20 protein-coding genes and 2 tRNA genes are annotated in these 24,593 nt (G+C 60.1%); 9 read left to right on the forward strand and 13 right to left on the reverse strand.

The annotated features are described in order from the left end of the window. Positions 1-8: 8 nt before the first annotated feature. Positions 9-1,148, reverse strand: coding sequence for a hypothetical protein (locus HMPREF9237_RS03755; RefSeq protein ID WP_016442403.1), 1,140 nt, complete (start codon positions 1,146-1,148; stop codon positions 9-11). A 231-nt stretch (positions 1,149-1,379) separates the two neighbouring features. Between HMPREF9237_RS03755 and HMPREF9237_RS03760 the strand changes: the two genes are divergently transcribed. Genes HMPREF9237_RS03760 through HMPREF9237_RS03775 form a run of 4 tightly spaced genes read left to right on the forward strand, consistent with a single transcriptional unit; the run spans position 1,380 to position 6,042 of the window. Next, positions 1,380-2,030 (forward strand): GntR family transcriptional regulator, encoded by a 651-nt coding sequence (locus tag HMPREF9237_RS03760; RefSeq protein ID WP_016442404.1) that lies wholly within the window; start codon positions 1,380-1,382, stop codon positions 2,028-2,030. Positions 2,031-2,078: 48 nt separating this feature from the next. Further along, a complete protein-coding gene (locus tag HMPREF9237_RS03765) occupies positions 2,079-3,731 on the forward strand; it encodes a BCCT family transporter (RefSeq protein ID WP_016442405.1) in 1,653 nt (550 codons plus the stop codon). Continuing rightward, on the forward strand, positions 3,728-4,861 hold the full coding sequence (locus tag HMPREF9237_RS03770) for a mandelate racemase/muconate lactonizing enzyme family protein (protein WP_016442406.1): 1,134 nt from the start codon (positions 3,728-3,730) through the stop codon (positions 4,859-4,861). The genes HMPREF9237_RS03765 and HMPREF9237_RS03770 overlap by 4 nt, the downstream gene beginning before the upstream one ends. Positions 4,862-4,908: 47 nt before the next feature. Next, positions 4,909-6,042, forward strand: coding sequence for a mandelate racemase/muconate lactonizing enzyme family protein (locus tag HMPREF9237_RS03775; RefSeq protein WP_016442407.1), 1,134 nt, complete (start codon positions 4,909-4,911; stop codon positions 6,040-6,042). Between the two features lie 248 nt (positions 6,043-6,290). On the opposite strand, the gene pepN is transcribed toward HMPREF9237_RS03775, so the two are convergent. Then, positions 6,291-8,843, reverse strand: coding sequence for an aminopeptidase N (gene pepN, locus HMPREF9237_RS03780; RefSeq protein ID WP_016442408.1), 2,553 nt, complete (start codon positions 8,841-8,843; stop codon positions 6,291-6,293). Positions 8,844-9,022: 179 nt separating this feature from the next. On the opposite strand from pepN, the gene HMPREF9237_RS03785 reads away from it, so the two are divergent. Further along, complete coding sequence (locus HMPREF9237_RS03785; RefSeq protein ID WP_016442409.1) at positions 9,023-9,619, forward strand: DsbA family protein; 597 nt, start codon at positions 9,023-9,025, stop codon at positions 9,617-9,619. Between the two features lie 109 nt (positions 9,620-9,728). Here the strand turns inward: HMPREF9237_RS03785 and HMPREF9237_RS03790 are convergent, their stop codons facing one another. From HMPREF9237_RS03790 to HMPREF9237_RS03810, 5 genes are all read right to left on the reverse strand, one after another. Further along, positions 9,729-10,367, reverse strand: coding sequence for a response regulator (locus tag HMPREF9237_RS03790; RefSeq protein WP_039898687.1), 639 nt, complete (start codon positions 10,365-10,367; stop codon positions 9,729-9,731). 50 nt (positions 10,368-10,417) lie between these two features. Then, positions 10,418-11,626, reverse strand: a complete 1,209-nt coding sequence (locus HMPREF9237_RS08900; protein WP_155875834.1) for a sensor histidine kinase — start codon at positions 11,624-11,626, stop codon at positions 10,418-10,420. A gap of 92 nt (positions 11,627-11,718) precedes the next feature. After that, entirely contained in the window at positions 11,719-12,549 is an 831-nt protein-coding gene (locus HMPREF9237_RS03800) for an ABC transporter permease (protein WP_016442412.1), read from the reverse strand. Continuing rightward, positions 12,546-13,523, reverse strand: a complete 978-nt coding sequence (locus HMPREF9237_RS03805) for an ABC transporter ATP-binding protein (protein ID WP_016442413.1) — start codon at positions 13,521-13,523, stop codon at positions 12,546-12,548. Before HMPREF9237_RS03805 ends, HMPREF9237_RS03800 begins: the two co-directional genes overlap by 4 nt. 192 nt (positions 13,524-13,715) lie before the next feature. Then, on the reverse strand, positions 13,716-15,770 hold the full coding sequence (locus HMPREF9237_RS03810; RefSeq protein ID WP_016442414.1) for a M13 family metallopeptidase: 2,055 nt from the start codon (positions 15,768-15,770) through the stop codon (positions 13,716-13,718). Between the two features lie 105 nt (positions 15,771-15,875). Here HMPREF9237_RS03810 and HMPREF9237_RS03815 point away from each other — a divergent pair, with 105 nt between their 5' ends. Continuing rightward, positions 15,876-16,322, forward strand: coding sequence for a ribose-5-phosphate isomerase (locus HMPREF9237_RS03815; protein WP_016442415.1), 447 nt, complete (start codon positions 15,876-15,878; stop codon positions 16,320-16,322). Positions 16,323-16,329: 7 nt separating this feature from the next. Here HMPREF9237_RS03815 and epsC read toward each other — a convergent pair whose 3' ends face one another. The 4 genes from epsC to HMPREF9237_RS03835 all read right to left on the reverse strand — a co-directional run bounded on the left by epsC (position 16,330) and on the right by HMPREF9237_RS03835 (position 19,434). Beyond that, positions 16,330-16,902 (reverse strand): serine O-acetyltransferase EpsC, encoded by a 573-nt coding sequence (gene epsC, locus HMPREF9237_RS03820; protein WP_039898289.1) that lies wholly within the window; start codon positions 16,900-16,902, stop codon positions 16,330-16,332. 84 nt (positions 16,903-16,986) lie between these two features. Beyond that, the gene (gene cysK, locus HMPREF9237_RS03825; RefSeq protein WP_016442417.1) at positions 16,987-17,919 is read right to left on the reverse strand and encodes a cysteine synthase A; all 933 of its coding nucleotides are present in this window, start codon (positions 17,917-17,919) and stop codon (positions 16,987-16,989) included. A gap of 126 nt (positions 17,920-18,045) precedes the next feature. After that, entirely contained in the window at positions 18,046-18,687 is a 642-nt protein-coding gene (locus HMPREF9237_RS08905) for a TetR/AcrR family transcriptional regulator (RefSeq protein WP_051106967.1), read from the reverse strand. Positions 18,688-18,768: 81 nt separating this feature from the next. Beyond that, complete coding sequence (locus HMPREF9237_RS03835) at positions 18,769-19,434, reverse strand: IMPACT family protein (protein WP_016442419.1); 666 nt, start codon at positions 19,432-19,434, stop codon at positions 18,769-18,771. A 305-nt stretch (positions 19,435-19,739) separates the two neighbouring features. Between HMPREF9237_RS03835 and rpmF the strand changes: the two genes are divergently transcribed. Both rpmF and HMPREF9237_RS03845 read left to right on the forward strand, forming a co-directional pair. Then, a complete protein-coding gene (rpmF, locus tag HMPREF9237_RS03840) occupies positions 19,740-19,904 on the forward strand; it encodes a 50S ribosomal protein L32 (protein WP_016442420.1) in 165 nt (54 codons plus the stop codon). Positions 19,905-20,078: 174 nt separating this feature from the next. Further along, a complete protein-coding gene (locus tag HMPREF9237_RS03845) occupies positions 20,079-22,595 on the forward strand; it encodes a MaoC family dehydratase (RefSeq protein WP_016442421.1) in 2,517 nt (838 codons plus the stop codon). A 76-nt stretch (positions 22,596-22,671) separates the two neighbouring features. On the opposite strand, the gene HMPREF9237_RS03850 is transcribed toward HMPREF9237_RS03845, so the two are convergent. Then, positions 22,672-23,724, reverse strand: a complete 1,053-nt coding sequence (locus tag HMPREF9237_RS03850; RefSeq protein WP_016442422.1) for a zinc-dependent alcohol dehydrogenase family protein — start codon at positions 23,722-23,724, stop codon at positions 22,672-22,674. 334 nt (positions 23,725-24,058) lie between these two features. Beyond that, a tRNA-Pro gene (locus HMPREF9237_RS03855) sits at positions 24,059-24,132 on the reverse strand. 183 nt (positions 24,133-24,315) lie between these two features. On the opposite strand from HMPREF9237_RS03855, the gene HMPREF9237_RS03860 reads away from it, so the two are divergent. Continuing rightward, positions 24,316-24,389, forward strand: a tRNA-Gly gene (locus HMPREF9237_RS03860). Positions 24,390-24,593: the final 204 nt, after the last annotated feature.

Below are 24,593 nucleotides of genomic sequence, written 5' to 3' on the forward strand. Positions count from 1 at the left end.
ACTGGTGCTTAGTTACGTACACGCCGGAGCGCCAGCGCCCCACCTGCGCCGAGGAGCACCGTAGCCGCGCCAATAGCGCCGCCCAGCTCCGCACCGGAGTGGGCTAGCTGCGGCTTGGATGCGCTGGCCTTGGGCGTTGCTGCTGCCGGGGATGCGGCGGGAGTCGCGGCTGTCGGAGCGGCCGCGGTGGAGGGAGCTGCCGGGGTGCCCGTGACGGTCGGGGTGGCCGCTGGGCCGGTGGGCGGCGTCGTCGGAACAACTGGCGCGGAAGGCTGTGCCGGTTCAACCGGAGCCGACGGGGCCGGCTGCTCCGGCTGTGCCGGCAGCGTGGGAAGCGGGCGCGCAAGGATCTCGGTGAGCTCCGCGATCTTCTTGTTGAGCGCGGCGGCACGTTCGCTGAGAGTAGCCACGCGGGCCTGCGCTGCTTCGAGCACCTTCGCTTTTTCTGCGACATCCGTGCGGGCCGGAGCGGCTGCCGCCTGCGCATCCTTGATTTGCTGGGCAAGCTCAGCTTGCATAACCGGACACTGCCCCTGTGCGCCCCGCAGCTCCTCGATAAGCGGCTGAAGCTCATAAATCTGGGTATTGAGCTGCTGCTGTTGAGTGCGCAGTTGCTCGAGCTTCTTTTCCAGCGCGTCAATCTGGGCGCTGATATCCGTCACATCTGCCCCGGCCTGCTGCATCTTGCTGCGCTTGACGACCAGTGCGTTTTTCTCGTCGATGGTGGCGTACTCGGTTTCCTGAACTTCCTTGAGCGTAGTCCGAAGCTGCGCCAGCTTCTTTTCCTGGTTAGCTCCAGCGGTGTCGAGCTTGCCGCATTCGGTTGTCAGTTCCTGCTGCTGGGCCAGAAGTGGTGCGAGGGGAGCCTCCTGGTCCGCCAGGCGCTGCCGGGCGGTGGTCAGGGATTCTTCCAGCTTCGGAAGCTTGTCCTGCTCCGCAGCGAGATCAGCGGTAACCCGAGCAAGCTCAGCTTCCGCGGCGGCCTTATCTTGTGCAGCCTTGTCCCTATCCGCAGTTTTCTCCGCATCCACGCGGGAAAGATTGGTCGTAGGTGCCGCTGGTGTGGCCGGGGCAGCGAGCGCCGCGGCGGGAATAAAAATGGCTGTGGCCGCAGCGGCGGCAACAGCCAGGTAACTCGGGTGCTTCATCGGGGTACCTTCCTCTTCCTTGGATATATACGGTACGCACCACAAGTTTATAGCGAATTAATAAAAGGATATTGAGAAATGTGATGATATAAATATTCAGGAATATGCGATATTCCCCACGGTGGTGCGTGGGGGTTTGATTTTGAGGGTAGGTACCCGCGCGGTGTAGCACATCTCTCTAGACAGTAGATTGTGGATTGTATACAATCGACGCTAACGAAGGAGGCTGTTATGGCGCGACTGGTGCGACTGTCGATGAAAGATCGTCTTGTCCAAGAATTGCGTAAGAAGATTCTTACCGGAAAACTCGAGCCAAAAAGCCGCGTTATCGAGCAAGAAATCTGTGAGACCTACGGGGTGAGCCGTACCGTGGTGCGTGAGGCTCTTGTGGTTCTCGAGCTGCAGGGCCTCTTGGTGGCTACTCCGTATACGGGAACCGTGGTGGCTTCTATCTCGCGCCGTGAGGTGGAGGGGCTACTTCTTCCCCTGCGGGTGCAAACGGAACAGTTTGCACTCGGCGAAGCTTTTGACGCTTTGGACTCTGACTACTTTGACGAGGCGGAGAACCTGGTGCGTTTGATGGATAGAGCGGTGTTAGATCGTGATATTGACGCTTTCAACGAAGCCGATATTGCTTTCCACGGTCTCATTGTTGATGCGGCCCAATCCGATACCGTTCGGAGTGTCTGGGATGCTATTGATCCGCGAATTCGCATGCATTTTGCTTTGCAGACAGGTAGATCAGGTGCCTTGCCGACCTTCGTTGAAGACCATCGTGAATTACTTCGAGTTTTCCGAACGGGCAATAAGGAGGAGAGTCTAAAGGCGCTCGGTCGGCACATTATCGAAACGAATAAACCGTATCTCGATTATCTCAATTGAATAAATAAGAATTCCTCGCTGTCGTCTGGATAATCAAAGGAGATTTCCATGTCGGAGAAAAAGTTGAGGGATAAATCGTCTGCCGCCACCGCGACCGACGGTGTAAAATCCCGCCCTGATTATGTTCTCGTTATTGGGTCAATCATCGTTGTAGCCCTTGTTGTTATCGCATTATTAATGTGGCCAGATGAGGCCCAAAATGGCGCAAGTACACTTTTTAATGGCTCCACCCGAATCTTCGGGGTTCCCATTCAGGTTCTCGGATTCTTCTGCGTAGCCATGGCATTGGTCCTTGCCTGTTCCCGTATTGGCTCTGTGAAACTGGGTTCCGGAAAACCGGAATATTCAACGCCTAGCTGGCTATTTATGTTCATCAGTGCGGGACTCGGTTCCGCAACAATGTACTGGGCCTTTATGGAATGGGCCTATTATTACAACACTCCGGGTCTCAACCTTGAAGCCCACTCGCGTGAAGCGTTGGACCAGAGTCTGGCCTATGCTTTCTTCCATTGGGGACCCACACCGTGGGCGATGTACGTTATTGCCGGCATCGCGATGGCCTACTACTTCCATATTCGGCGCGGAAAGCACCTCAGTTACGCCGGTAATATGGAAGCGGTCAGTAACGGACGGGTCAAAGCGAAAGGCTGGCTCGGCCGCGTCATCGATATTATTTTCCTATTCACGACCTTTGGTGGCCTCATCCTCACGGTCACGGTAACTGTTAATACCATTTCCGCTGGTCTTTCTGGAATCTTCGGAATTTCGAACTCCCTGATTCTCAAGACGGTTATTCTGCTGTTCTCGTCCCTGCTCTTTGGATTGAGCTCGTATGCGGGATTGACATCTGGATTGCAAAAACTGGCCCGAGCCGCCGTCGTTGGCGTCTTCCTCTTCGCATTCGTGGTTCTCATCATCGGCCCAACGGAATTCATTGCTCTCAACGCAACAAATGCCATGGGACTGGAAATCCAGAACTTCGTACATATGTCCCTCTTCACCGATCCGGTGGGCGGGGGTAGTTTCCCCCGCGACTGGACTGTTTTCTACTGGCTGTACTGGATGTCCTACCTTCCGGGCGTAGCTATTTTCATTGCTCGTGTCTCGCGGGGAAGAACTATCAGGCAGGTTGTGTTCGGCCTTGTCGGTGGTGGCGCGGCAGGAATCATGTTCGTTTTCGGAGTTCTATCCAGTTACTCGATTCACGAATTGGTGAGTGGCGGCATTAATGCCCCGAAGATCTTGGTGGAAGATAGCGGTGAATCCGCGGTTGCGGCACTCTTGGCGAATCTCCCCGTGGGTACCATCTTCGCCATCGTGTACTTCATCATCATGCTGCTCTTCCTTTCTTCGCACCTTGACGCCACGGCTTTCACGATTTCGACCGTCAGTACACGCAATCTTCCGGCAGGTAAGGATCCGGCCCGTATCCTCAGAATGTTCTGGGTGCTTATGCTCAGTGCGATTCCCTTCGCGATGATCGCGATCAACGCCAATCTAGAAACACTCAAGACCGGATTGACGCTCACCGCGGTCCCGTTCGTTATCCTGCTAGCGCTCCAGATCTACGGATTAATCAAATGGCTCAGGCGAGACCTGAAATACTTTGATGCGAAGACCGGAGAAATCACACTTCCCTTAGATAAAGGCGAATCCGAAGGCCGGGTCGCAACCGATCTCGAAGCAGGAGGTACCCAATGAGCATAGTTATTACGGATGTTGAGGCTATATGGCTGAGAGTCCCGGCGCTAAACGAGCCGTGCGAATGGGGTGAAGATGCTTTTCTCATTCGGGTTCATACCGATCAGGGGATAACCGGAATTGGCGAATCCGATAGTTCGCCTGCGGTGCTCAAAGCCATTGTTGAAACTCCGGAATCACACTCCACCAGTAGGGGATTGCGTTCGATCCTTCTGGGCGAGAACCCGCTTGATATTGATCGTCTGTGGCGCAAGATGTTTGATGAGTCATCATATTTTGGACGCCGTGGTGCCGTCATTCATGCTATCAGTGCGATTGATATTGCCCTGTGGGATATCGCCTCGCAATATTATGGAGTTCCTATTCACCGGCTCTTAGGCGGAAAAGTACGTGATGCCATCCCGGCGTATGGAACTTTCATTCCCTCGGATGATATCGCGGAAAATGAGCGTATCAGCGCTGAAATTATCGGCCGTGGCTTCCGTGATATCAAGATGGGCGGGGCTCACTTCGGCCTTGAGCCGGAGCATGATGAAAAAGTGGTAGCAGCGGTCCGGCGGACAATCGGCGATAACGTTGGCCTTGCGCTGGACTTGGTCTATCGCTGGAAAAACGTGCGCTATGCCTCGGAACAGATAGCACGCCTGCGTGATTACGGACTCATGTGGGTAGAGGAGCCGATTTATGTTGATAACCATGCCGCGCTGAGGAGGCTAGGGGAATCTGTTGCCGTGCCGATTTCGGGCGGGGAACCGTTGTCAACTCTCGCGGAATTCGACGAATTTATCCGAAATTCCCGGCCGGATATTGTGCAACCGGATATTACGCGGGCCGGAGGAATCACCGAGATGCGTAAGATCGCCGCGTTGGCTGAGCAACAGGGCACCCGGGTAGTGCCGCACGGGTTCAGCACCGGTATTCTGCTTGCCGCAACCGCGCAATTCCTGGCTGCACTCCCGGGAGGCGATTTGATCGAATACTCCCAGAGCACCAGCCCGCTATTCACCGATCTGGTATCCAATCCGCTCACCCTGGAAAACGGGCAAATCCCAGTTCGGGACACCCCGGGCTTGGGCATAGAACTGAACGAAGATCTCATTACCCGATATCGGGTGGAGATCCCGTCCTAAAAGAAGAAAACCAACCAACGAAGGTTGACATATCTAAGGAGAAAGACATGACCTTACAGCTACCGGTTGATCAGATTGATGTATACGTCCTGACAAATCCCGAAGCTCTGTACCGCACCTCGTCCTATTACGATGAGCTGCATGTGACAAATACCGTGGTGCGGGTGCGCAGCCAAGATACCTACGGGGTGGGCGGCGCGATCTCGTGGACCGAAGGCGGCGTGGACGTTGCCCTGGGCAACGCTATTCGCCACGTGGCCCCGTCCATTCTTGGTAAAGATGCGGTGAACCGTGAGGCTCTGTACAAAATCATGGCGAATCGCTGCGCTTCGATGATTCCACTCTCAGTCGCACCGCTCGATATCGCGCTGTGGGATCTGACTGCCAAAGCCGCGGATCTCCCGCTGTACCAGCTCCTGGGCGGCGCAAAACGGTCCATCCCAGCCTATGCCAGTACCCCCTTCTTCTTCACTATTGACGAATACCTGGAGAAGGTCGCGGAATACTTGGATGCAGGCTACCGTGCCATCAAATTCCATACCTGGTGCATTCCGGATAAGGACCTTGTGCTTGTCGATGAGATGGCGAAAGCCTTCGGGGACCGTGATGTGACATGGATGCTTGATGTGGAAGGCCGGTACGACCGGACCGAGGCACTCAGGGTGGGCAAGAGACTCCAAGAGCTTGGTTACCTATGGTTCGAAGCGCCCCTGGGAGATTCCGATCTGGAAGGCTACCAGTGGTTGCGTCGCAAGCTTGATATCGAGATCATTCCCGCGGGCAACGAGATTCTCAGTGGTGGGTTAATCGCTCAAGGGATTAGCCGAGAAGCCTGGGATCATCTGCGGGTTGATGCCACGCTCGCCGGTGGTATTACCGGAACGCGGCATATTATGTCCCTAGCCAAGGCCCACGGCATGCAGGTTGAGTTGCAGTCCTGGGGCTACTCGCTCTCGCAAGCAGCGAATCTTAGCCTCATGCTAGGAATGGGGAACTGCCGTTTCTTCGAGCAGGCCCTCCCGATTGAACCGATGGAATACGCCGCCACGAATCCGCTCCGAATCGATGAGGAAGGAAATATCGTCGCAAGCGATACTCCGGGTCTTGGTGTTGATATGGATTGGGAACGCGTCGAGCGTGAGGCTCTATTCTCTTACTCGCTGACGGAACGCGATCTGTGATCCGTATCTGCAGGGCTGATCCTAGGTTGGTTCCTGGGTTATTCCTCAGTGCAGTAGCGAGCTGGATCGTACCAGCTGTCGCTAACTAACGGTAAACGGCAAGTGCCGGGGTGGTCACCTCACTAGGATGATCACCCCGGCACTGTGCATCTTTAGGACCGGCTTAGCGGCCTGCGCTATCGTGTCTACCAGTTACCGACATCCGGTTACCGCTTATCGGCGACGGCGCAACGCCAGCGGGCTACGGCCTAGTTCCCAGCTTTCCGGTCAGCCTCCTGGTTGCGCACCGCGCGGGCGGTGCCATCCACCACTTCGGAGACGATACGCCGGCAGGCCGGCGCCGCATCCGTGGTAGCCAGCCATTCCTGACCGAGGGCCAGCAGATCAACCCCGAGGTCAGTACGGCCGGCCAGCTGGGCCGGGTAAGCGTACTCGAGCATATTCGAGGCGATTTCCACCGAATTGTTATCCCACATATCCTTGGCCACCGCGAAGTACTTCTCCGCGTAGGCACGCACGCTTTCCGCGGAGGACCGCCCGGTGCCCAGGGCCAGGTTGCGCTGGCGCGTATTGGTCTCCGGATGCACAATTTCTTCCCAGACCTTCTCCTTAGCCGCACTATCAGGCAGCGCACCTTCGGCCTGCGCCGCGAAAATCTGCCCGAAGGAGGAAGAATCGCGGGCGAATTCAGCATCGATAGCGGCCTGATCGGCCCTCCCATTCGCCGCCAATGCGATGAGAATATTCCAGCGCACTTCCTGGTCGACGTCGTACCCTTCCGGAACGGCCACGCCGTCGCGCCACCCGGCAATAAGAGCGAGCTGTTCTTCACTCACGGCCCGACGCATCGCCGCACCCATGAGCTGGAGCTGTCGGTCCGAACCCGGCGCGGCGGTCAGCGCCAATTCGAAAATACGCTCGGAAACAGCAGCCGCGAACTCCACGCGGGTTGCCGGGTTGGAGTACAGCTCAACCGCGGAATGTAGGGACCCGAGCACCACGCGCAGCACGGTCCCATCGGTTTCGTCCGCCAACACGGCCAGCGCGATATCGGCGTAAGTGTGGGCGTCGAGTTCACCGTCACGCATCATATCCATGGCCGCAAAGACCACCACGGAGCGATCCAGGTGGTTATCAAACTTGTCGAGGTTCTCCAGCGCTACCCGGAAAGAATCAGCATCGAAACGGATCTTGGCGTAACCCCAATCCTGGCTGTTGAGGAGAATAAGGTCGGGGCGTTCCGCTCCCGCAAAGGAGGCGATCTCGGTGCGTTCACCGGCAATATCCACCCATTCGGACTTCACGCAGCGCAGCGCGTCCCCGTCCAGGTCGTATCCGGCGATGCGGATACGGTGCGGGCGTAGCGAGGAGTTCGCGTCATTCGTCTGGACCACGGTGAGGCGGTCAATCACCCCGCTGCTCGATTCGACTTCGGGACGCAGGGTATTGACGCCGGATTCTTCCAGCCATACCCGGGTCCATTCCTTGAGATCGCGCCCGGAGGAAGCTTCCAGCTCGGTGAGCAAATCGGTGAGGGTAGCATTGCCCCACTTGTGCTTAGCAATATAAGCGCGCACCCCGGCCAAGAATTGTTCCTGACCCACGTAAGCGACCAGCTGCTTGAGCACGGAGGCACCCTTGCCGTAGGTGATGCCGTCAAAATTGACGAGCACATCTTCCAGATCGCGAATATCGGCGGCAATCGGGTGGGTGGAGGGCAGCTGGTCCTGCTGGATCGCCCAGGTCTTTTCGGACGCGAGGAAGGTGGTCCAGGCATCCTTCCACCGGGTGTTATTGGCAGCGGCCAGGTGGCTCATGAACTCCGCGAAAGATTCGTTGAGCCACAGGTCATCCCACCACTTCATGGTGACGAGGTCACCGAACCACATATGGGCCTGTTCGTGCAGGATGGTGATGGTGCGCCGGTCGATGATTGCGCCGGTGGGCTTGGTGCGGAACACATAGGTTTCCACGATGGTCACCAGGCCCGGGTGCTCCATGGCCCCGGCATTGTATTCGGGGCAGAACACCTGGTCGTACTTGCGGAACGGGTAGGGATGGCCGTAATTGGCTTCGTAGTAGTCGAAGCCCTGGCGGGTGATGGTGAAAATCTCATCGGCATCCAGGTAGGGCGCCAGCGACTTACGCGCGTACACACCCAGCGGAATATCGCGCCCGTCAATGGAGTGGAAGGGTTCGCCTTCCACGCCCTCGTAGGGACCGGCCACAATCGCCACCAGGTAGGTGGACAGGCGCTCGGTGGGGGTGAAATCCCAGCGTGCCTTGCCTTCACCCAGGGCAACCGGCTCCGGGGTGGGGGACACGGAGAAGACCTTCCAGTTCTCCGGAGCGGTCACCGTGAAAGTGAAATTCGCCTTGAGATCAGGCTGCTCAAAATTCGCGAAGACTCGCCGGGCGTCCGCCACCTCAAACTGCGAGTAGAGGTAGACCTCGCCGTCGGCCGGATCCACGTAACGGTGCAGGCCCTCGCCGGTGCGCGAGTAGTACTGGGTGGATTCCACCCGCACTGTATTCTGCGCGGCCAGGTTGGGCAGCGGCAGGCGCGAATCCTGGTAGCTGGCCGGGTCAAGCTCCGCGCCGTTAAGCACTACGCGCTCCACCGACTTCGCGATGAGGTCGAGGAACGTATCGGCACCCGGCGTTGCTTCAAAATCAATTTCGGTCACCGCCGCGAAGGTTTCCTCCCCGGTGGTCAGATCAAGTTCAATGCGGTAATTCTGCGTTGCGACGATCTGTGCGCGCTCCGCAGCTTCTGCGCGGGTGAGATTAGTCCCGGCCATCAAGCTTCCTTTCCTTGGCTTTCAGCACAATTTACGTGAAATCCTACCGGTTCTGGAGCGTCCTTGCCCGCCATGCCCGCTTTCTGCCGCACCGTTCTCATGCCGCCCGCCGCCCCGTTCCAGTTTCGCTTATGGCGCGAGGCGGCCCACGGCGCCCGCTTTCACGCTTGGATAGAACCATGAGTACTCAGGTTGAATTTTGGTTTGATGCAACATGCCCGTGGACGTGGATCACTTCCCGCTGGGTCGCGGAGGTCGCCGCTGCTCGTGATTTCACCGTCACCTGGCGCCCCTTCTCCCTCGCCATTCTCAATGAGGGCAAGGATATTTCGGAGGAGTACCGCGCCCATGTGGAAGAGGGCCGCGAAACAGCGCTTGTCGCCATGAAAATTGCCCAGCTTGAAGGTAACGAAAAAGTCGGCGAGTTCTACGCCGCTCTGGGCCAGGCTATTCATGAAGACCGGCGCCCCGTGGGGCGCGAGATTCTTGCCGAGGTGCTCGCTGCTCTCGGTGAAGGTAGCGAGTATTTGAACGACGCCGCACATTACGACGCCGCGCTACGTGAGAGCGTGGCGGCCGGGCTGGCGCTCGTGGGGGACGAGGTGGGCGTGCCCATTATTTCATTCGACGGCGTGGCCTTCTTCGGCCCCGTGATCTCCCCGGCCCCGCACGGCGAGGCCGCCTTCGCCCTCTGGGACGGCTGCCTCGCCCTAGCTCGCACCCCCGGTTTCTTCGAGCTCAAGCGCTCGCGTACCACGGGGCCAATTTTCGACTAGGTAGCTATCCGACTACCAGTCTGTAGCTCCGCCCGGGTGTCTTGTTGGTGCTTCCTGCGGGGGCGCTGGTCGCTCCGCCCCGGTGCACCGTCACCCCCGCGGGTGCGCTTTAGATCCACCCGCGGGCCCGGGCGAGCTGCGCTGCCTCGGTACGGGTGCTCGCCCCCGTTTTCCCGATAGCGGCCGAGAGGTGATTACGCACCGTCCCCTGCGATAAATACAGTTGCGCGGCCATGCTTTTCACGGTCGCCCCGCTGAGCGCCAGGCGCAGCACATCTCCTTCGCGTTCGGTGAGCGGATTGGGCCCCATCTGCAAGGCCTGCGCGGCCAGCTGCGGATCGATAGCGTAGCCGCCGCCGGCAACGGTGCGCAGCGCCGCGGCGAGTTCCTCGGCCGGCGCATCTTTAACAACGAAACCGCGCGCCCCGGCCGCCATGGCACGCTGCAAATACCCGGCACGCCCAAAGGTCGTCACAATAACGACGCCGCAGCCGGCCCCCGCCGCCTGCAGTGCTTGCGCGGCCGCAATTCCATCCACATGCGGCATTTCGATATCGAGGAGCGCAATATCGGCGCAGGTTTCCGTCACGGTGGGAACGACGGCGCTGCCATCTTCCAGCTGCGCCACTATCTCGATATCCTCTTCCAGGTTGAGGAGCGCCGCCAATGCTTCGCGCACCATTCGCTGATCATCGGCGAGCACTACCCGGATGGGGCGGTGGCGCCCCGTAGTCGTCCCGGTGCTCATTTGCGAACTGCTGTTGGAGGCCGCACCGTTGCCTAGCTGCGCGGCGTTGTTCATATGCTCACCTCCACGCGGGTTCCCGGCTCCAGTCGGGTAATCGTTATGGTTCCACCGGCAGCTTCTACGCGCTCGCGCAGCCCGGTCAGTCCGGTGCCTGCCGGAGCCCCCGCGGGGATACCTACGCCGTCGTCCTCCACCCGCAAGCGCGCGCCACTCTCCCCGTCCTCAATAGTGATGGTGCAGGTGCGCGCACCCGAATGGCGCACCGTATTCGTGACCGCTTCCCGCACCACCCACGCGAAAAGCTGGGCGGTGAGGAGGGGAAGTTCCGGGGGAGGCGTGATATGCGCGGCGATACGCGCGGAACGGAGCAGTGCGTAGGCGGAATCCAGCTCGGCAGCAAGAGTGGGCTGGCGCAGGTCGGTCACGGTGGCCCGCACCGTGTCGATAGCATCGCGCGAAATTTTGAGACTTTCTTCTAATTCGGCACGCGCCGCATCCGGGTTGGTCTCCATTAGTCGCGAGGCCAATTGAGTTTTCACGGTGATGGCGGTCAGCGAATGCCCCAGCACATCATGAACCACGGAGGCCAGCTCGGAGCGCTGCTCCGAAAGGATGAGCTCCGCGCGCATCCGTGCCGACCGCGCGGCAAATTCTTCCAGCAAGCGAGAGATGAGAATGGGGATCATCGGGATAATAATGCTGCCCAGAAACGCTGCCCACACGAAATCATACGGCGCCAAGATATGGGCCGCCGCTCCGCCCGCGAAACAGAGAAGCCCGCACGGAATCCCGGGTATGAGCGGGAGCGAAAAAATCCATATTGCCGCGAAGAAAGGTGCCGTGTAGGCGAAGCCAAAGGGGAAAGGGCGGATAAGTGCCGCGCAGGCAAGCAGCGGAATGCTCCATAACGTGAGGGATACCCAGCGGGGCCACGAGGGACGCATATCCGGAAATTGGAAAATCAGAATATAGGTCAGTCCAAACCCACAGATTCCCGCGTAACCGAGGCCGCGCTCAAGTGGAGTGAGACTTGGCGTTAAGAGAACTCCAGCGAAAGGAAAGACCAGGAAGATGAGCCAGATCCCGCTGCCGAAGAGCATGGTCAGGCGCTCGCGGCGAGTAGTGGGGGCTGCCGGTATCTGGTTGGCGGTGCGCCACATGCGATTGAGATAATGGCTAGCTGGGGACGGCGCGGAGGTCCGCGGCGCGGCGGTGGCCGATGAGACTGCGGGAGACGACGCGGCGGAGGATGGGGCCATAGAACGAGCATAGCGGTCGCGAAGCTCTGCCGCGGCCGCCGCTCGTGCCCGGTGCTGTGCTTGCACGTTAGCCGTACCTTAGCGCCCGTACTCTAGCGCCGCACCGTCGAACGGCGCAGGGCCAGGAGCGCCAGTGCCGCGAAGACAAGCGTCCACACCACCACATTCCCGATTGTCCAGGCGAAGGATTCGGTGGGAAGGAGCTCTGGCATACCCGGCGTGGCGAAAGCACCGGTAATAATAACCTCCCCGTTCTGGGGCCAGTGGGCCAGCACGCCTGCCCCGTAGAAGGGCGTGTACCGGGCCATCTCCATCATTGCCCCGCTCAGCGGCATGAAAAGATTACCGAGGAAAGCGAGAAGCACCACCACGCCGGAGGCAATGGACACCGCGGTTTCACTGCGTAATGCCAGGGCTACGGCCAGACCGAAGAACGCGAAGGGAAATACGCCTACCAGGCACAGTCCGGCGCTCGCGAGCCAGATTCCGGGGGTATCAAATTGCGCCGTGGTGAGAATACCGAGGAGGAAGGTCGCGCCGATGGGGAGGCAGGCGATGAGGAGGCTGACAATGATTTTGCCTGCCAGATAGTCCCCGCGGCGCATCCCGGTGAGGGCTAGGTGGCGGCCCCAGCCACTGTCATGTTCCACGGCGGCGGCGCCCGCCATGGATGTCGCCGCGGTGGCCGCCCCGTAGAGGGCCAAGCTCACCATGACGTAGGCGGCGATGGTGCCGCCAGGAATGTGCTTATCGGTTCCCGGTGAGGCCACCCCGAAAACCGCGAAGATCACGAGGGGGAGGGCAATAAGGAAGATCAGGGAATCCACCATCCGCAAATTTCGCCAGAGCTCGTGGCGGATATAGGAGAAGAAAATACTGGTGCGGGAACGGGGTGTCGCCGGACTGGTTACGGGAGTGGTCATGAGCGGGCTCCTTCGGGTGCCGCAGTGGCGGGTGAATCGGTGTGCGGGGAGGCCGTGAGGGTGAAGAAAGCATCTTCGAGGCTGGCGGCAGAAATCTGAAGATGGGAGCCGAGACCTTCGTTGAGAATCACGGCGGCAAGCCGATCAGAATCCGCCACGGTGAAACGCACCAGGTCACCGTCTCGTTCGACCGTGTCAGCGCCTGCGCGCCGGGCTACTTCTTCCGGGGTGATACTCGCCTGCGGATTCCAGGTGACGGTGAGGTGGTGGCGTTGCTGGGCGGTGATAGTAGCAACGCTCCCGTCCGCTACGATGCGGCCGTTATTCATGAGGATGACCCGCTCGGCCATATCTTGGGCTTCCTGGAGGTAATGGGTGGCGAAGATGATGGTGCGTCCGCGGGCGGCGTCGGCCCGAATGTGCTCCCAGAAGTCACGGCGCGCCGTGGCGTCCAGCCCCGCGGTGGGTTCATCGAGGATAAGTAGCTCCGGGTCTGATAGCAGCGCGGCACCGAAACGGATGCGCTGGATTTGGCCGCCGGAGCATTTGGCGATTTTCCGGGAGGCGAAGTCGCTCATGCCGGCGCGCTCAATGACATCAGCTACCGGCAGATGGAAGGGAAGGCAATCAGCGAGGAAATGGAGGGTTTCCGCGGCGGTGAGATCGCGTAGCATCCCGCCGGTCTGCAACATGGCGCCAATGTGCCCGGTGAGGGCCGGGGAGCCGGGATCCCGGCCGAGAACTTCAAGGGTGCCGCGGCTGGGTTTGGTAAAGCCGAGGACCATATCGAGGAGTGTGGTTTTCCCGGCTCCGTTGGGGCCGAGGAGTGCCACGATTTCCCCGGTAGTGATCGTGAGCGACAGATTATCCACGGCGCGCACTTGTCCGAAAGAACGGCTGAGGGAGCGGGCCGCAACAGCGGGGTGCGCGGTAGGGACCGGATGGGGCGGGTTGGCCCCGGGTATTGTGTTCATGCCATCAGTGTAAAAATGGGCGGCGGGGCACCGGAACTGCCAAGAATCACCACTTCTTCATGACAGATGTCATGGATAAGTGGGCCTGGTCAGTCCGGCACCCCGCCGCCGGTACGCCGTGGCATCTAGGCGCGCGTTAGCGCCGGCGTGGTACTACTTCCGCATGTCTCCGACTACGGGCAAGAAGTACCTTTACCAAATACGCACGCGCTCTTCCGGGGCGAGGTAAAGGCCATCGCCTTCTTCCAAGCCGAAAGCCTGCGCGAAGGCGTCGATATTCTTGACCGTGCCATTGCAGCGGAATTCGGACGGGGAGTGCGGGTCGATGGCAATGAGCTGGCGGGCCCATTCGTCGCGGTTCTTCCCCTGCCAGATCTTGGCGAAGGACAGGAAGACGCGTTGCGCGCCGGTGTAGCCGTCAATCACCGGAGCGCTGTCCAGGGTGAGGCCCTCGCGTTCCAGGTGGATCTCATATGCCTTGAGTGCGATGGACAGGCCGCCCAAATCCCCGATGTTTTCACCCTGGGTGAGTTCACCATTAACGTGGAAAGCTTCGTCACCGTTCAACTGGGCCGGAATATAGGAATTGAATTGCGCGATAAGAGCCGCGGTGCGCTTCTCAAATTCCGCGCGGTCCTCATCAGTCCACCAGTTGTTGAGGGAGCCGTCCGCATCAAACTTGGAACCCTGGTCATCGAAACCGTGCCCGATTTCGTGGCCGATAACCGCGCCAATACCCCCGTAATTGAAGGCCGCATCGCGATCCTGCTCAAAGAAAGGCCATTGCAAAATAGCCGCCGGGAATACGATCTCATTCCACTGCGGGTTGTAGTAGGCGTTGACCGTTTGCGGATTCATATGCCATTCGCTGCGGTCAACTTCCTTGCCGAGCTTCGCGATGTTTTCCTCCACCCCAAATTCGCAGGCCGCACGAATATTGGCCAGCAGATCCGTACCGATCTGCATGGAGGAATAATCCTTCCACTTTTCGGGGTAGCCGATCTTCGGGGCGAAAGTATCCAGCTTGGCCAGGGCGCGCTCCTTGGTGGCATCGCTCATCCAGTCAAGATCCCGGATGGAAAGGCGATAAGCATCCAAGAGATCCGCCACCAGTTGATCCATGGTGGCTTTGTGTTCGGGCGGGAAATAGGAGGCCACGTAGAGTTGCCCCACCGCTTCACCGAGCACACCATTGACCAGCTGCACCGCACGCTTCCAGCGGTCCCGCTGCTGGGTGGTACCGGCGAGCACCTTGCCGTAGAAATCGAAATTCTTTGCGTCGATCACTTCGGGAAGGTAGGAAGCACGCGCGAGCAGAATGCGCCAGCGGGTGTATTCCTGCAAGGTTTCCAGCGGGGTTTCTTCCCACAGCTGCGCGGCGGCCTGCAGGGCCTGCGGGGTGGTCACAATAATGGTGCCGAGCTGATCGGGGTCATAACCAATAGCGCGCAGCGCGGTAGCCCAGGGGAATTGCGGGGCCGAGGCCACGAAATCCGCGAAGGACATTGGATTATTGACCTTATCCATATCCCGGGCATCCGTGCGGCTCATATGCGCGGCGGCGAGTTTCGTTTCCACATCGATGACGCGCCCGGCGGCGGCCGTAATAGCAGCGCTGGGTTCGGTGGCTTTCTCAGCAAAAGCGAGCTGGGCCAGTTGCGGCACGAAATCCCGGTAAGCGCTCAAGACCGGAGCGAATTGCGCTTCGCGGTAATAGGCTTCATCCGGTAAGCCCAGGCCGGACTGCCCGATAGAAAACTCGTTCACATTGGGATTGGCCAGGCTGGGGGAGACATCTACCCCGAAGAAACTATCCACCCCGGTGCGCATGAGCGCACCGATCACGCGCGCCAGATCTTCCTTTGTTTTCGCACTAGCCACCGGATCAAGATCAGCGGCGAGGGGAGCGATGCCCTTCTCATTAATCGCAGTGGTATCAACGAAAGAACGGTAGAGGGCCACCACCTTCGCCAGCGATTCCGCCGGAACGCCCGGTGCGGAATTCGCGGCCGTTTCCGAACTGGCCGCGCCCGCCGCATCTGCCGCATCCGCGGCCTTTTCAATGAGCTCACGTACGTGGAGTTCAGCCTCATCACGCAGATCGATAAAGGAACCCACCGACACCTGATCGGCCGGAATTTCCTTCTCACGCAACCAGGTGCCATTGACGGCACGGAAAAGATCATCCTGGGGGCGCACCGAAGTATCAGCACCCGAAAGCACAGCATGTAAAGCAGTATCAGTCATGTGTCCAGGGTAGTGGACGCCTACGACACTTTAAATAGCGCATCGCCACCGGCGCACCACCCCGAAGTAAAAGTGACAAGCGGCACAATAGGATAGGATGGCTGCATGCGAGTACATATTGGAACAGATCATGCCGGTTTCGAGCTCAAGGAATTCCTGGTGGAGAAGCTCGAAGAGAGTGGCTACGAAGTGGTGGACCACGGCGCCAAAACCTATGACGCGCTCGATGATTACCCCGCCCCGTGTATTGCCTGCGGGCAGGGCGTTGTAGACGACGCCGGGTCGCTGGGCATCGTGCTGGGCGGCTCCGGAAACGGCGAGCAGATTTCGGCGAATAAGGTGCGCGGGGTGCGTGCCATCCTCGCCTGGAATGAGGATACGGCCAAGCTCGGGCGCGAACACAATAACGCCAACGTCATTTCTATCGGCGCGCGCCAGCACACCCCGGAAGAAGCCTGGAACCTGGTCAAGCTTTTCTTGGAGACGCCCTTCAGTGAAGATGAGCGCCACCAGCGCCGCATCGACCAGATCGCGCGGTACGAAGGCGCCTAAAAAGACCCTAAATATATATTGCCGGGTCAATGAGTGGTTCGTGATGGACCGGGGTGCGTACTCGCGCGGGGATTCCCACCGCGGTCGCTTCCGCCGGCACATCATGAACGACGACGGCGTTCGCGCCCACCTGGGAACCGTCCCCAATGTGGACAGGGCCTAGTATTTTCGCGCCTGCCCCCACCATGACGCCATTTCCCAAGGTGGGATGGCGTTTGACCGGTTCGGCTGATGACCCACCCAGGGTCACCCCGTGGTAGATCATGCAATCATCGCCGATCTCCGCGGTTTCCCCGATGACCACACCCATGCCGTGGTCAATGAAGAAACGGCGGCCAATGTGGGCACCGGGGTGGATTTCCACCCCGGTGAGCAACCGGGTGGCTTGGGAGAGGAGACGTGCTGGCAGCCTGAGTCGCGGCGTTGCCTCCCACATCGCGTGCGCCACCCGGTGCCCCCATACGGCATGCACGCCGGAGTAAGCCAGTACCACTTCCAAGCGGGAACGCGCCGCCGGATCGTGCCGGCGCGCTGTATCAATATCTTCCCGCATCATCCGGAGTGCTCGAGATAAACCCATAGGCTCTACTCTAGCCGGCCGTCCGCGCCGTGGGCTGATGTTCCCGTGCCACGTTGGCCTGCGCCGTCGTACCGGTACCTACCACTAGTCGCGGTAGGGATCGAAAAGGGGAGTGGAAGCGTAGCGCTCACCGAAATCGGGGATGATCACGACGATGCGCTTGCCGGCGGCTTCCTCGCGCCCGGCGACCTCGAGGGCGGCGTGGAGCGCGGCGCCTCCGGAAATACCCAGCAGCAGGCCTTCCGAGGTAGCAGCGGCGCGGGCCACCTCAAGAGCCTTCGCGGTGGGAACCGGGATGACTTCGTTGTAAAGCTCCGTATCGAGCACCTCGGGCACGAAATTCGCTCCGATACCCTGGATGCCGTGCGAACCGGCCCGCCCCTCGGAAAGCAGCGGTGATTCGGCGGGCTCCACCGCGATAATTTTCACGTCCGGATTGTGACGGCGCAGCGCGTGCCCCGCCCCGGTAATGGTGCCCCCGGTGCCGATACCGGCAACAAAGTAATCCACCTTGCCTTCGGTATCCGCCCAGATTTCCTCACCCGTGGTCTTTTCGTGAATGGCAGGGTTGGCGATGTTCGTGAACTGGCTGGCCAGAATTGCGTTCTCGGTAGTTGCCACGATTTCTTCGGCGCGTGCCACCGCCCCGCGCATGCCTTCCTTCGGATCGGTCAGCTCCAAGCGAGCCCCGAAAGCACGCAGCAGCATGCGCCGTTCCACCGACATGGAAGCTGGCATCGTCAAAATAACCTTGTAACCGCGCGCGGCACCCACCCAGGCCAGGCCGATCCCGGTATTGCCGGACGTGCCCTCCACAATGGTGCCGCCGGGGCGCAATGCGCCGGACTTTTCCGCGGCGTCGATAATGGCAACCGCCACCCGGTCTTTTACCGAATTCGCGGGATTGTAAAACTCAAGCTTGGCGAGGACTTCCGCGGAGCTGCCCTCCGCGAGCTTGTTGATACGGACGAGGGGCGTGTGCCCCACAAGTTCAGTAGCGTCATTGAAAATGGTCATATTTTCCTCCTCGGGTACGCTAACGCCGCTGCGAGCTATCTTGTTCCCGCTGCTCCATAGTATTTTCTGGAGCGCAAGCGGATACGCGTGGCCCGAGATGTGGATAGACCTGGGCAGATACCCCGGCTAATCGCGGGAAGTGGTAGCCGATTCCCGCGCGCGGCGCTCGGCCTCCGCAGCGAAAGCCGGAATGAGGAAATCGAGTTTGGTATCGAGGTTGGCCCGGTCGCGCCATTTCAGGCGGGAGAACAATACGATATTTCCGCGGGTGGGCTGGGCAATATCGGCATCATCTTTGACGTTATTAAACGAAGCGGCCGCCGCGTGGGTGGCCATAATGATATTGGTTACGGTGTCCACCGCGAGCAACCCAATTTCGACATCCCAGCCCGCGATATCTTCGAGCGCATTAATGAGGGCGTTGAGGTGCGGGGCGATAAAGCGTGAAGTGGCGGAAAACTGCACGAAAAGCAGATCTAGCCCCGGATGGGTATCCATGAGCTTCCACACTTTATTCGCATAATCACGCAGCAAGGCATCTGCGCTATCCCCTTCCGGTGCGGGATATTCGCTCGAGACGCGCGCCAGGCATGCTTCCATGAGGTCTTCGCGGCTTTTGAAAAGACGGTAGAGAGCTGAAGTTGCTACGCCGAGTTTCTCGGCGACCTGGCCGAGTGTGAACCGATCCAAACCGATATCGAAGACTGCGTCGATTGCATCATCGGCAGTGAAAGTCGGTTTGGGTCCGGTTTTCTTGTGCGTCCGCAAGGGGCTTCTCATGGCATCACCGCATTCAGTGGTTGACGTGTGTCGATACGGCACAGCACGATGCGGCCGTTTTTGTTTATTTTAACTCTTTAGAGGAGTCGCGTCATGTTTATCCAGGTAGGGGACCTCGATAATTGCGTCATCAATTTGTACGACGCCGACATTCCCCGCGGACAACTCTGCCATCATAGCGGCCAGGGCTGTTCCGCGCTCAGTAGATATGCGCAGTTCAACACCGTGGTCGTGGTACTCCACTTCGGGGTTGAAACCGGCGCTCGAGAAAGCCGCAACATATTTGCCGGCATCGGAATGGGGGAGGGCGGCCTGGTAACGGGGCACAATGCGCCGTTCCACCAGTTGGGCCTGGCCGAGAGCTTGGGTGACAGAATCCGAATACGCCCGCACCAGTCCTCCTGTTCCCAGCAGCGTTCCACCAAAATATCGAGTGACTACGGCAACGACGTCGGTAATCCCTGCGCCGAGGAGGGTGTCGAGCATGGGGCGTCCGGCGGTGCCGGAGGGTTCACCATCATCAGAAGAACGGTGTATCGGAGCACTGCTGGGGATAGACACCACGTAGGCGCTGCAATGGTGGCGGGCGTCGGGGAAACGCCGCTTTTCGCCGTCAATCACGGCGCGCGCCTCCGCCTCGGTGGAAACCCGCGCCAGCACCGTAATAAAACGAGAACGCTTGATCTCAAGTTCGGTTTCGTAGCGAGCCCCGGCCTCTAAAAGCACATCCGACATATCGGTATTCTCTCATCACCGGTGCCTATACGGGGCGCGAGGGGCCGTTCCTGGGGTGCGCGCCCCGCGGTGCGGCACCGTGCCCGCCATCCTCGCCGTGACGCACCGTGCCCGGCGTGCCACCCCGTGCCGTCCATGGTGACGGTGATGCTTGATATCTCACACGTGCGGTCTGGCGCGGCGAGGAGATGATGAGGTAGACTCATTCGCTGTGTGTTATTGAAGCGTCCCCAGTGATGCTGATATACACGAAGATTCGTAGCGGCTGCGCAGGGCGGCCCGGAAAGTAGAGAGGAGCGGTTGACATGGCAGTACCTAAGCGCAAGATGTCCCGCAGCAACACCCGCTCTCGTCGCTCCCAGTGGAAGGCCGAGCTCACTGAGCTCCAGACCGTCCGCGTGCGGGGCCGCGAAGTGCGCATCCCGCGCAAGCTGGCCAAGGCTTACAAGAAGGGGCTGCTCTCGGACTAAGTCCGTGGGAAACTCAAGCTTGCATACCCTCGTGAGGTTACCTCACGAGGGTATTTTTGTGTTGTAGTGCCGCCACGGGGCCACGGGACAACTCCAAGTCTGACTGCTGGCGTGCTGCCGGCAGGAGAGCGGCTGTTTTCCTAAAATGGAAGAGACACCGACGAAAGGGGCCCCATGCAAACCCGTCGCTACGCCGCCATTCTTGCTGCCGCTGCCCGCCAAAAACTCAGCCGCCGCGCCGTTCCCCACGCTGATGAGCTGCCGCGGGTAAAAGTCCACGCGGTTGCCGAGCGCGCCGTGGGGGAAGCAATTGCGCGTTTCGCCGGTGGGGGCGTGGGCGGGCACGCCCCGGCCGCATTGCTGCACCAACTATGCCTAGGCCCCACTCTCGATATTCTTGCCGATACGCGCCTGCCCCTGGTGGCCACCGGTGCTGTTATCACTGACCTACGGTGGGAAATCCTCAGCCCCGTACCTTTTGGCCGCCCGCTTACGGTGCGGGCATTGGTCGCCAGTTTCGAGCGCGATGATCAAGGTACGGCGCTGCGCATTGTGGCGGATATTTTGTACGACGGCGCAGTATGTTACCGGGAAAACGCCCGTTATTTGGACCGGGGCAGCACCGGGAGCCCCGCCCGCGTGCTCGGAGAAGTGCCGCAGCCGGAGGATGTGGCGCAATCGGAGGACGTGGCGCAGTCGCGGGCCAAGACATCACCCGCACCGGCAGTCCATGGCGAGCCGTCCGCGCCATCTGCGCCGTCGGCGCCGTTAGCATCGTCTTTCCCCGGCACCGCGCTGGATTTCCGTGCCGAATTCGGGGTGGATGAGAACGGGCATCTGCGCTACGCCAGTCCTCATGCCCTCGCCGAGCGGCGCTTTACCGCCACGGATGCGCGCCATTGGGCCCGCCTGACCGGAGATATCAACCCGATCCACCTCTCCGGAGCCACCGCACGCCTCTTCGGCTTTAGCGGGGCCGTGCTTCACGGTGCCGCTACCGATGCTTGGGCCTGCGGCCAGCTCGGCGTGCGCGGGGATGCACCGGGACGCGGGGAGGTCACTTTCCGTGCGCCCCTGGTGCTGCCCCAAAAGGTGGTGCTGCGCGCCGTCGGGGAAGAAGGCACCGTTGCCGTTGTAGAGGAACGCACGGGACGCGACCTCGTCCACCTGCGCTACACCAGCCCGGAATTACACGAAGCTCAGGCCGGCATCGTGCTCCCTGTCCGTGAAGGGAAACCTTCGAGCACCGCGGTTTCACGCGGCATGGTGGAAGTCTTTGCGGAGGGCGATACCGCGCTTGCCACCGCCCTTGAGGAAGCTATCCCATGGCGGCGCACGTACCGTGAGCCCTACGTGCAGCTGACCCGCATTGACGATCCGGCCCACGGGGCGCAGGTGGCGCGCACCGGATTGGACTTCGTGCACCATACGCTCACCTTGCATGACGGTACGCCCCTAGCTGAGCTACGCCCGCGCGCGGGGGCGCCCCGGGGTGAAATTGTCCGGGGGACCACGGTGCCGTGCCCCTTCACCGTGCCTTTCCGAGGCCGGGAGATTCCGGAACACCTGCGCGGGGCAACCCGCAGGGACGCCCGCGGGGAATACGTGTACTTGAGCGGCACGGAGCTCCTGGAGCACCTCGCGCTGTGGGAAGCCCAGGGGCGGGTGCGGCCGGGGGTGTTGACCGCGCTCACCGAGGTGGTGGAGAACCCGGAGATGATGCGTCTGGAGGGGCGCACCGTGGCGGTGCTCGGTGCCGGAGCGGAGCTTTCGCCCGCACCCACGCTGCTGGCCACCGGCGCGCGGGTGGCGGGAGTGGGGCGCAGCGAATCGCGCCGTATGCGCACCCTCCGCGCCCGGGCTCTGGAAACTGCCGGCAAGCTGCATATTGCGCCTCCGGGTTTCGGCGATGTAACCGCCGCTCCGGATGCGGTGGCAGGTTGGCTCCTCTCCCTGCCCGGTGACCTCGTGGTGGTGGATACCCTTTACGCGCCCGGATATAAATTCCTGCTGGTGGAAGCGGGAGCGGACGCCGTGCTGCGCATGGTGGGCGAAGAAAGCGACGCCGCTTTCGCCTGGTACGGTTCACCTACGGATGCCTACCCGATTCCGGGGAACGACGCCGCAGCGGCTGGCGCCGCTGGACTTCCCGGCGGACGGGTCTCCCGAACGGCGATCCGCAGCTGGGCGAAACTTTCCGGGGCGCGGCCCGCTCGCGAGGGCGGCGTCGTTAATCTGCTCCAAGATATCCAGGGCCCCAATTACGCCGCCGCGAAACGCATCGGGCGATGGCGTGCCACCGTGGAACGGGAAGCCGGCCGCACTATTTCCTACACTATTGCGCCGATGTCCCGCACCGAATCAGTGCTCATTTCCCAGCCGCTGCGTGCTGGGTACGCCGGCCTGGAACGGCTGGGATACCCGCCCCTTTCCGCGGATACCGCAGCGGCTCTCCTCGCTGGTCTTCTGGTGTGGGACCTGCACCATCCGGAGGCCACTGCTTCCTCCACCAGTTTCCTGACCGACCGGGCCCTGGATGGCGGGCTCCTCTCCATTCCCTACCAGCCCAATGACCTGGCCGGGCTCGCGCTCCTGAGCGGGGCGGAGAAACTCTTCGTGCGCCACCACGGCCCTACGGCCGGGCGCTTACGGGAGCGCCCGGCCGTAGGGGATGCGTCCTCGGGCTACTGAACGAGGGAAGGCTGTTAGGAGCCCGAGGACAGTTCTGGTGGTTTGAGGGGACAGACTACATTAGTGGGAAGTTGGTTTAGTGGATGAGAACCTTGAGGGCGTTGGTATCCGAGGCGTGCATGAACGCCTCGTAAGCTTCCATAATGTCCTCGAAGGCGAATTCGTGGGTGACGAACTTGTCGGCGGGTAGCTTCTTCGCGGCCACCAACTTGAGCAGCATTTCCAGGGTATTGGTCGAAACCAGACCCATAGAAATATTGATATTGGCGATCCATAGCTTGTCGATCGGCAGGTTAACCGGTTTGCCGTGCACGCCCACATTGGCAACGTGGCCGCCCGGGCGCACGATCTGGAGGCAGGTATCGAAGGTAGCGGGTACGCCCACCGCCTCGATGGCGACGTCGACACCTAAACCATCGGTCAGGGCCATAACCTGCTCCTTCCAATCGGCGGAGCCGTTATTGACCGTGTGGGTGGCGCCGAAATCACGGGCGCGATCCAGGCGCTTATCATCCAGGTCAATGGCGATGACCTTGGCCGGCCCGTACAGGCGCGCCGTCATCACTGCCGCCAACCCCACGGGACCCGAGCCGATCACCGCGACAACATCGCCCGGCTTGACCTTGCCGTTCTGCACCCCAATTTCGAAACCGGTAGGAAGAATATCGGAGAGGAGAATACCCTCCGCATCACTCACACCTTCCGGAATCTTGTACACGGAATTCTCCGCGAAGGGCACGCGCACGTATTCGGCTTGGGTTCCGTCAATCATGTAGCCGAAGATCCAACCGACGCCGGGCATACCTTCGGGATCCATGCAGTGGGCGTACATTCCGGTACGGCAGTAGGAGCAATGCCCGCAGGAGCTCACGCAGGAGAGAATCACCCGGTCGCCGACCTTGAGATTTGTCACGTTCGAGCCAACTTCGGTGATGCGGCCAATTCCCTCGTGGCCCAGAATGCGCCCGGGTTCCACTTCCGGGGTGTCACCCTTGAGGATGTGGAGGTCCGTACCGCAGATCGTGGTTGCTTCCATCTTGACGATGATGTCGGTGGGCTGCTGGATTTGCGGGTCGGGAACTTCTTTCCATTCCTTAATTCCCGGACCTCCGTAGACAAGAGCCTTCATATTTTTCTCCTCATTGAGTAGCTCTGGTGAGTGCGGTGCCGTGACTGGCGCCACGTAACCCAATCTAGCGGGACGAAAGGCCTATGGAAAGGGTGTGCTGCGGTAAGTTGTGTAAGTTTGATCACGCGGGTGCTTTATAAGAATTACGTGAAAATATGCGGAAAAGTCGGTGGTGTGGGGGTTGAAATGGATTGGGGTAGGTGCTGGAGTGGGGTGTGTCAATCAAGGACGTACATCCTGGTCGGCTTGGATTTTGTGGGAATTGCGCGGCGGAGCTGGCGGCGGCGTCGTTCGTGAAATGTGGCGAGGTGGCACTGGACGAAACGTCGCACGGTCGGGACGGCGGGACTTGAACCCGCGACCCCCCGCTCCCAAAGCGGGTGCGCTACCAAACTGCGCCACGTCCCGTACTGGTTGTATGTACGTTGCCGTGCGCCGAAAACTGAAGGCTGCCGGCCGCACCTAAGCAACGTGCCTAGTGTAATAGATTCCGGCCGGCGATGCCCACGCCACAGGAGAGTGCCATCGGAGTGGAAGTCTTGGGGGTGGGATGGTATTCTCTTCGGGTAGCGTTCGCGCAAGCGTTCGTATGCGAGTGTAGTTTAGTGGTAAAACCTCAGCCTTCCAAGCTGATGATGGGAGTTCGATTCTCCTCACTCGCTCCATTTTTCTGCGATAGCCAGGCGAAATATTTCTCACTGCTCAGTGGCGTTTTCTATCGTGTCTTTTATTACCGTGTCTAAATAAGGAAATGGCCCACTTTTACCATAATGTTTTCAATATGTAGGTATTCTTTAATAGTGATTGCACCTATGTCGTTGGGATCATTATGTTGAGAAAATCTGCCGCAGTCGGAGCTGCGCTAATAC

This window comes from Actinotignum schaalii FB123-CNA-2, from assembly GCF_000411135.1.
GTDB lineage: Bacteria > Actinomycetota > Actinomycetes > Actinomycetales > Actinomycetaceae > Actinotignum > Actinotignum schaalii_A.